4 protein-coding genes are annotated in these 3,802 nt (G+C 70.9%); all 4 read right to left on the reverse strand.

Features of this window, described 5'->3' with window-relative positions:
- Positions 1-134: 134 nt before the first annotated feature.
- The 4 genes from A3IG_RS0126880 to A3IG_RS0126895 all read right to left on the reverse strand — a co-directional run bounded on the left by A3IG_RS0126880 (position 135) and on the right by A3IG_RS0126895 (position 3,694).
- Positions 135-623, reverse strand: coding sequence for a hypothetical protein (locus tag A3IG_RS0126880; protein ID WP_018386685.1), 489 nt, complete (start codon positions 621-623; stop codon positions 135-137).
- Between the two features lie 220 nt (positions 624-843).
- The gene (locus A3IG_RS0126885) at positions 844-2,976 is read right to left on the reverse strand and encodes an FtsK/SpoIIIE domain-containing protein (protein ID WP_018386686.1); all 2,133 of its coding nucleotides are present in this window, start codon (positions 2,974-2,976) and stop codon (positions 844-846) included.
- An 89-nt stretch (positions 2,977-3,065) separates the two neighbouring features.
- Entirely contained in the window at positions 3,066-3,365 is a 300-nt protein-coding gene (locus A3IG_RS0126890) for a hypothetical protein (RefSeq protein ID WP_236719241.1), read from the reverse strand.
- Positions 3,366-3,454: 89 nt separating this feature from the next.
- Positions 3,455-3,694 carry a hypothetical protein gene (locus A3IG_RS0126895; protein ID WP_018386688.1) on the reverse strand — a complete coding sequence of 80 codons (240 nt, stop codon included), beginning with the start codon at positions 3,692-3,694 and terminating at the stop codon, positions 3,455-3,457.
- Positions 3,695-3,802 lie beyond the last annotated feature (108 nt).

A 3,802-nucleotide genomic window follows, 5' to 3' on the forward strand; every position in this document is an offset into this window, starting at 1 on the left:
GGATGACGCTGTCGGCGTACTCGGTGTTGCCACACAGGTCGCACACGGCGATCCAGCATTCGACGCGACGTACGGCCATGGTCTCTTCCTTTCTCGTTGGGGTTCACGGAGGGCGGGCGGTGCCGTGGGGGTGGTTACCGCGCCTTCCTGGTTATGTCGGTGCGGGTGCGGGCGAGCAGGCCCGTGGTGTGGGTGGTCACCTCGGCGGCCCGGATGTGGGCGCCCTCGTAGTGGTGGTGATGGACTGGCGGTTCGACTGCGGCGGCCTTGGCGCGGGTGACCAGCCGGCTCAGGGCGATGACCAGTGCAGTGGGCGCCGCGCAGATGCAGGCGATGACCGCGGGGTCCGCCTGCCCACTCGCCCACAGGACGGCCGTGGCGGCGGCCCCGACCGGCAGCGTCGCGATGCCTCCGGCGAGCATCACACCGGAGGCGTCAGCGGCCCGCTGGGACATCGGGGGCCGTCCGGGCTGAGCGACGGGCGGCGTGCTGCCGACCGCGGGGATCGGGGACGGGTCGCGGTAGGACGTGGCGATCGGCTCAAGGCTCAGCGCCTCGGTGATGAGGCGCCGCTCTTCGGTTTCGGCCTGGGTGGTGGGGGACGGGCTGACGATGTCGTCCACAGGGAGCTCCTTGGTGGGGATGTGGCCGATAGGCCGGTGATTCGGGGTTGCGGAGGGTGCCTTCGTCCACCCCTTTACCGGCCTTACCTTGCAGGTCAGAGCCCTCTACCTCCCCCATGACCGGGGTAAAGGGCCCCCGCTACCCACCCGCCCCTCGGAAGGAGCCGTGATCGGGGCACGGACTAGGTGTTCGCGGGGGGTGGGGTAGAGGGGGAGGGCTTTACCTGCCGACGGACAGCAGGATCTCGGCGGGCACGGCGGCCTCGATGTCGCGGCGCTGGTAGCCCGCGCCGTTGGCGCCGGAGATCTTGACCTGCTTGCTGGTCCGCTTCACCCCTGCGGTCTCCAGCGCGGAGGCGAGTTGCTCGGCGTTGTAGTCGCCGTAGGTGTCCTCATCGATGTTGACCAGGCCGGCGAGCAGGTCGGTGGTGAACATCCGCGGGGAGTGCCTCATGACCTCCAGCACGTCCGAGACGATGGCGGGCACGGTGATCCCGGCGGCGTCCGCCGCGGCGGTGACGTCCCCCGCGGCGTCCCCGGTGAGCTGGCCCGCGGCTTCGCGCAGGGCACGGCCCTTGCGGCACAGGGCCGCGAACGCGGGCCCGTCCAGGTAGTCCGCGCGGACGGTGACGTAGGAGGCGGGGCCGGTGACCAGCACCCCCACACCCTTGTGTTCCTCGGACAGCACCGACGCGTCCGCGCCCTGCGCGGCCTTGCCCTTGCCCAACACCATGTCGCTGCTGGCCCGGTCCACCACCTGGGTGGAGTAGCGGATCGTGATGATCTCCCGCAGCTTGGTCGGCACGCTGTCGGCGTCCGGCCGCTGCGAGGCGAAGTTGGAGATGAATCCGGCCGCGGGCCCGCGCCGCGCGATGCGGCACAGGTCGTTGATGACCTGTTCGCGGTCATCACGCTCCATCGCGGTGAAGTACTCCTGCAGCTCATCGATGGTGACGAAGATGACCGGCAGGTCGTACTTGGCCACGATGTCGGGGGTGAGCTTGCCTTCCGGACACACCGAGGTGGGCAGGTCCCGCAGCAGCGCGAACCGGCGTTCCATCTCCGCCAGCAGCTCCGCCAACATGGCCTTCAACGCCTCGATGGCGTCGTCCTCGGCGCCCATGACCAGGCGGTGCGCCACGGCCTTCATGGGCATCCAGTCAGCGCCGCCCTTGCCGTCGGCGACGTAGTGCCGCACGTAGGCGTCCAGCAGCCCAGCGGCGGTCAACAGCCGCTGGGAGAAGGTCTTGCCGCGCCGCGGCAGGCCGCCGAAAAACATGGACTGCCACATCACCGGCAGCTCCACACGGGTCCCGCGGGCGTCCTGCCCGAACGGCACCGGGTCCCAGATGGAGAACCGCTCGGCGGTCTCCAGCGGGGACGGATTCAAGGGCCCCAGGTAGGGGTCGTCGTCCGCCACCCACATCGACACTCGCCCGGCGTTGCCGCCCTTAGCCGCCCGGACCCGGGACATGATGACCTGGATCTCATCCACCCCAAGCTCCTGCGCGATGACCTCACGCTTGGCCAGGACATCGGAAGCAGTCTTGCCGCCACCCCGGGGAAGGTCGAAGATCACAGCCCACCCGCGGCCGTCCCGCACCGGGCCCATCGAGCAGGACACCCGCGGGGCGTCCTGCCCTTCCTTACCGGCCTTCAGCAGCCCCGCGGCGCGCAGGGCGTCGTTGAGCTGCTGGGCGGACATGTCCACCCGGATCGGCGGCGCCGCCTGATCCAGCAGGCGGGTCTCCTTACCCCGACCGAGGTAGGCCAACGGAGTAATCACAGCGACAGCCACCCCCGCCTGAACCAGCGGAGGCGACAACGCCACCCCGGTCGCTGCGGCAGCCACCGCCACCGCAGCCGCACCGAACCGCCACCGGCGCGCCCTGGTCCGCTCGGCGTGCGCGACCTGCAACCGCACAGCCAGGTCCACATCCTCCGGGTGTCCCTTGACCCTCGCCTGCAGAGCGCGAACGGCCGCGCTGTGGTCCCGCGCGGACAGCGTCGGCCACAATCCGACACAGGCACGGAAGAAGCCCCGCGCCGCCAAAGCCACGGCCTTGAGCAAGTACTTGGGCGTGCGAATGCCGTGGTAGCGGGTGTGCCACCACGTCAACCGCCCCAACGCAGCGACGTTGGCGACCACCGAGGAACGCGAGCGCGCCCACACAGGCACCACCGGCGCGTCAGGCACCGACAGCCAGTCCGCCAAGGGGTTATCCGGCCGATCCACCGCCTCACCCTCGGGGGAGGGAACCTCGACCGAGGGAGTGTCAGGCACGCTCGCCGAGTCAAAGTCCTTGACCAGCCGCAGCGGCGGCAGGTGCTCCTCGGACACGATGTCCGTCATGCTTGATGTCTCCTGTCTGTCTATAGCAGGTCAGGGGCCCGGGACGGCCGACGAAGGTGGCAGCCGGAGACGGCCGTCCCGGGGCGGGACTACTTGCGGAACTTCTTCGCGGCCTGCTCGCGGACTCGGGCCTGCCGGGCCCGCTCCGCCTCCTCGGCCCGGATGCGCCGGTCGGTCACACGCCTGCTGGCCTTCTGTGCCTTCTCGCGGTCGGCCTGCTCGGCTCGCTGCATCTCCCGCTGGAGCGCGTGCCGCTCGATGCGGTCGGCCTCGGCCTCCAGGGCGGCGGTGGACCGCCCCCGCGCTTCCCGCCGCACGATCCGCGCCCCGATGGCGAGCAACCGTGCGGTCTCGCGCGCGGTGTAGGGGTCCTTGTCCGTCAAAGGCATGGTGTGGTGCCCTCCTGCTCCTCAGCCGGGGCTGTCCCGGCTCCCCGCCCCCGCCCGGCCGCTGTGGGTCGGGCGGGGACAGGCAGCCGTCAGCCGCTGTAGGTGGGTCCTGCGATCGGGTGGGGCTGGCGACCCAGGCGCCATACCTCGGGGGTCGCGGTCCACTCGATGCGGTAGCCGGGTGCGGTGGTTCGGGTGGCCCAGCGGCGGCGCCATCCGGTGGTGGCCCGCCACACCGCGGCCTGCGGGCTTCGGGCAGCCCGGACCCGCAGGGTGCGAATCCCGCCCGGGGATGTCGGGAGCGTGACGGTGTAGCCGAGACGGAACACAGGGTCCTCCTTGGGGTTGGGTTAGGCGGCGCGCTGGTCCTGGTAGGGGTGGGTGTCGGGCAGGTCGATGTAGGCGCTGAGTTCCACGCGGACACCGGCGTAGGTGCC

The sequence above is a fragment of the Wenjunlia vitaminophila DSM 41686 genome, assembly GCF_000380165.1.
GTDB classification, from domain to species: domain Bacteria; phylum Actinomycetota; class Actinomycetes; order Streptomycetales; family Streptomycetaceae; genus Wenjunlia; species Wenjunlia vitaminophila.

Coding starts and splice junctions, on each gene's coding strand:
- A3IG_RS0126890 (WP_236719241.1), bottom strand. CDS start 3,365: ATGCCTTTGACGGACAAGGACCCCTACACCGCGCGCGAGACCGCACGG.
- A3IG_RS0126885 (WP_018386686.1), bottom strand. CDS start 2,976: ATGACGGACATCGTGTCCGAGGAGCACCTGCCGCCGCTGCGGCTGGTC.